Genomic DNA, 4,332 nt, shown 5'->3' with positions numbered 1-4,332 from the left:
CCTTAGCAGATGCTCTTTTTAGACGAGTTTCTTCATATATAATATTCCTTTTTACATCTCTTTCGTATTCTTATACCAACTTATAAAATGTCAGCTTTTTAACGTCTAATTCCCCCATCGCTTTAAGTTATTCAACCCTCCTGTTTTCCAACAATCAACTGATTTTGAGTTCGATTGAAATCTTTTCCACTTTGTTTGTCCAAGAAAATGTCTCGCTCTTTCTTTTCCAAACTTCAAACAGGTGTCAAAACCTTAATTGGTTATCCAGATTATTTGCATTCCTTGGCCCTAGAGTCAACGAAAAGATATATGCTCGACCGGCTAGAGCCCGACGGAACACTTTACAATTATTTTGTTTCTACCTTTTTCATGATCTTTGCACTTCTCTCAACCGGCTATTCGAAAAAAGATCCGGTGATCCTAAAAGCAGTTGCCGGTTTGAAGGGAATGGCCTGTTCAGTTGATGGTTACACTCATATCCAATTTACAACAGCCCATGTTTGGAATACCTCCTTAATCAGCTATGCTTTACAAGAAGCAGGATTGCCTTCCAAAGATCAAACTGTTAAAGCCGCAAATCAGTACTTACTTTCCCGTCAGCATTATATGTATGGTGATTGGCTGGTTCATAACCCTAACGCGGTTCCAGGCGGCTGGGGTTTCTCAGATTTGAACACGATGAATCCAGATGTAGATGATACGACTGCTTCACTACGGGCGCTTGCCGGTCAATTGCAAACAAACCCTGATAATCAGAACAGCTGGCAGCGTGGTGTCGCCTTCACGATTTCCATGCAAAATGATGATGGCGGATTTCCTGCATTCGAAAGAAATAACGATCATAAATGGTTACACCTTACCCCTTTCGAAGGAGCTAAATATTTCCTAACTGACCCATCGACCGCTGATTTAACAGGAAGAACACTTGAATTTTTAGGGAACTATACAAATTTGAAGAAACCTGAGAAAGTCAGCAAAAGAGCCGTAGATTGGCTCTTGAAAGACCAGGAGCGCGACGGATCTTGGTACGGACGCTGGGGAATTTGCTACCTATATGGCACATGGTCTGTACTGACTGGCCTTAAGGCAGCTGGGCAATCCTCTGAACACCCAGCTATCCAAAAAGCTTTGGCCTGGTTAAAGAAAGTTCAAAATAAAGATGGAGGCTGGGGAGAATCTTGTTACAGTGACATCAAGCAACATTATATACCTCTCGGGACCAGCACCCTGACCCATACAGCTTGGGCTGTGGATGCGTTGATTTCAGCATCCGAAAAGCCGACACCCGAAATCGAAAAAGGCATCATCTATCTCATTCGTGAGGCCCAAAAAGAAAGCTGGACCAATGACTATCCTGCAGGTCAGGCACTGGCAAATCTTTCGTATATCCATTATCACAGCTATCGCTATATTTATCCGCTATTGGCCTTAAGTCACTACAGAAATAAGTTCATGAATGTTTAAGCGCTGTGTGTGTCGGCGCTTTTTTCGTCATGAAAAGATGAATATGTGGATTACCTGTGGAAAAGGGTGGCACATAAAAGTACAGTTATCCACATTTTAAGGTTATCCACATATAATTATCCAATAAATTGACCCGAAGCATTTTATAAACAAATTATTATCCACAATTGCTGTGAGTAACATTCATTCTTATGTATTTTGCCCATTTATTTGTCCGAAAGTATGCACACAAGCTCTAGATTACTTGTCTTCTTAAGGTTTTGTGGATAATTTGGGGATGAATCCTCACTGTTTTATTATTTTTCACTTCCAAACTGTATCAAGTTTATCGCTATAGAATTCTATTGCCTTTGCATATGACTGGATTGCATGATCCTTAGAAGTTTCCGCAATAATTTTCAGTAAAGATTCCATTGCCAAATTATGATGTCCTAAATTATAGAATGCCATTGCTCTAAATACTATTAAAGCCTTGTCCTCAGGAAATTTGCTCAGCCCTGTTTCTAATGTTCGCTTTGATTTTTCATATTCTCCAATGGTACGATATGTACTCCCCAACCCTAAATATGCATCTTTAGCATCCTCCTCTGATAAACCCAATGTGAGCGCTGTTTCATAATAGGGCACAGCCTGTGACTCAAGCCCAAGAATATCCAAACTCCAGGCACATTGATACTGAATTACAGCATCCTCGGGATTTTGCTTTGCGAGTTCCATTAAAAGTTGATTTGATTTCTCAAACTCTTTCTTACACCGTAACGATAGTGCCGCTTCTAAATTCTTCACTCTCATTCCCCCTATTAGATAAGATCTTTATGTCCCTTATTCTGGAGGAACCCTTTAATTCCTTCTTAATTTCGAAACGGATATTGCCATTGTTCATTTATAAGAAAAAAACTAATATGACTGACCAGATACTGTATCAACTATTCTTTTAATGGATTTTGTAAGCATTTAGATTACTAACAAAAAAAAGGATCTGCCCCATGGCAAATCCTTTTAGTCTTTAATAATCATTTCAGCAAGATTATTAACAATAATGTTACGTAATCGAAACAACTTTTGGTCTTGATATTCGATTAATTTTCCAATTCGGTTTTTAATACTTTCCCCGTAGTAGCATCAACTACTACGTCATATTCCTTTTGTCCTTGGTTTATCTCCAGTTCGTATACAAGGATGCCATTCTCAGAATCCAGCTCTACATCCGTAATTTGGCCATCCACCTTTTTCAAAGCAATCTTTTCAGCTTGATCCATACTGATTTTTGCAGTTTCCACCGCTTTTTGAGTGCTCATATCCTCATCATCATCGTCTTCCATCTCCTGAGAAAGAATCTCTCCTTTTTCAGCATCCACATCTACGTCTTGATAGCCTTCTTCCGTTTTAACGGTCATCTCATAGGTCATCGGCTGGTCCCAATCTTTTTCAAATTGAGTAACTTCCCCACCTAGTTTTTCTGAAATCATTTTGACAGCCTCGTCTTCAGATAGCGCACCCTTATTGACTGCATATACGGCCGTTCCGGCAGCACCACCGAAAAGCAATACGGAGGCTATGGACACCGTCATAATTACCTTTTTCCTTTGAATGATACCTTGTTTTATCGTGCTCCACTGCTTTTTCATGAATGAATTCCTCCTTTAATTTGTTACCTTAAGAATAACAATCCTTCATGAAACGAACATGAACGCTAGATTAGAATTTGATGAGAAAGAATAATCGTCACCGACGTTCCTTCTCCCACTTCGCTTTGAATTTCCAATTTGCCGCCGAATGACTCAACAATTGATCGAGCAATGGAAAGACCGAGTCCATTGCCTCCCGTTTTCCTTGCTCTCGATGAATCCACACGATAGAAACGTTCAAATACATGTAACAGATGTTCTGGTGATATGCCTACACCTTGATCTTTCACTCCAATAAAAACTTCATTTCCCTGCTGATTAATCAAGATTTTTATACCCGATTCACTGTATTTCATGGCATTGTCCAATAGGATGACCAACACCTGTTCAAGCTTACTGGAAATGATCATTGCATATATTTCCTTAAACTCGGATTGTATATTTATTTCACGATTCCCAGTCCGTCTAAACGTTTGGGCAATCTGTTCACAAAATGAAATAAGTTCGATTTTTTCCTCCATATCGACTGAAGGTTCCGATTGGGAAGCCGCCTGTAGAAGATGTTCCGTCAACTTTTTCATCCGGATGGCTTCATGATGGATCGCTTCCACTGCCTCTTCCTGAATCGCTGCATCCTTCATTCCCCAGCGTTTCAATAGTGAGGAATAGCTTTCAATAACCGTAATCGGTGTTTTCAACTCATGTGAAGCATCTGAAAGGAATTGCTGCTGTTGGTTATAATTCCGTTCTAGCCTTTCTATCATCCTGTTGAATGAAACTCCCATTACCTGTAGTTCGTCCTTTGATTGATCCGATAGCGGAATCCGTTTGAATTCTCCACTTTCCTCAATATCCATCATTGTCCCGCTCATGATGGATATTGGTTTAAGAATTAGATTTGCCAACCACTTGCCAGCAAAAATGGATAAAAGAATGACAAAAAGGGATGAACCAACAAGCACAAGTGCAAGTGTTGATAAATTATCAAGAAGGGTGTCCTGTGCCTGGGTGACCTCAATCATTCCAAGCGGCTTACCTTCTTCCGGATAAGGATAGCGGTAGGTTAACACATACTCTCCGTCGACTTTGGTAAAATCATATCCCTTCTCGTTAACGGATTTTATTATAAGCCCCTGGAGGTCCTCTTCATCAGTAAATATGTTGACCAAGCGTTTTTCGGAGTTAAATACCCGTACCATTCCATCGTCTGGGGTATATGGCTCTACCAAGCTAGAATTGC

Annotated in this window: 4 protein-coding genes; 1 reads left to right on the top strand and 3 read right to left on the bottom strand. The window is 40.1% G+C overall.

What is annotated here, in order from left to right:
* Positions 1–195: 195 nt before the first annotated feature.
* Positions 196–1,464: a hypothetical protein gene (locus AC1DUW_RS21900; RefSeq protein ID WP_477643449.1), complete on the top strand. Its 1,269-nt coding sequence runs from the start codon at positions 196–198 to the stop codon at positions 1,462–1,464.
* 303 nt (positions 1,465–1,767) lie between these two features.
* On the opposite strand, the gene AC1DUW_RS21895 is transcribed toward AC1DUW_RS21900, so the two are convergent.
* The 3 genes from AC1DUW_RS21895 to AC1DUW_RS21885 all read right to left on the bottom strand — a co-directional run.
* Positions 1,768–2,256 (bottom strand): tetratricopeptide repeat protein, encoded by a 489-nt coding sequence (locus tag AC1DUW_RS21895; RefSeq protein ID WP_477643448.1) that lies wholly within the window; start codon positions 2,254–2,256, stop codon positions 1,768–1,770.
* A 287-nt stretch (positions 2,257–2,543) separates the two neighbouring features.
* Positions 2,544–3,092: a PepSY domain-containing protein gene (locus AC1DUW_RS21890; protein ID WP_477643447.1), complete on the bottom strand. Its 549-nt coding sequence runs from the start codon at positions 3,090–3,092 to the stop codon at positions 2,544–2,546.
* A gap of 65 nt (positions 3,093–3,157) precedes the next feature.
* On the bottom strand, positions 3,158–4,332 hold a 1,175-nt coding region (locus AC1DUW_RS21885; protein ID WP_477643446.1), incomplete at its 5' end, for a sensor histidine kinase.

It is taken from the genome of Peribacillus sp. P4_C12 (assembly GCF_056402095.1).
This window is presented reverse-complemented; position numbering and strand designations above follow the sequence as displayed.

What these genes read in the sequence shown, in the direction of transcription:
- AC1DUW_RS21895 (WP_477643448.1), bottom strand. Translation starts at nt 2,256, where the DNA reads ATGAGAGTGAAGAATTTAGAAGCGGCACTATCGTTACGGTGTAAGAAA.
- AC1DUW_RS21890 (WP_477643447.1), bottom strand. Translation starts at nt 3,092, where the DNA reads ATGAAAAAGCAGTGGAGCACGATAAAACAAGGTATCATTCAAAGGAAA.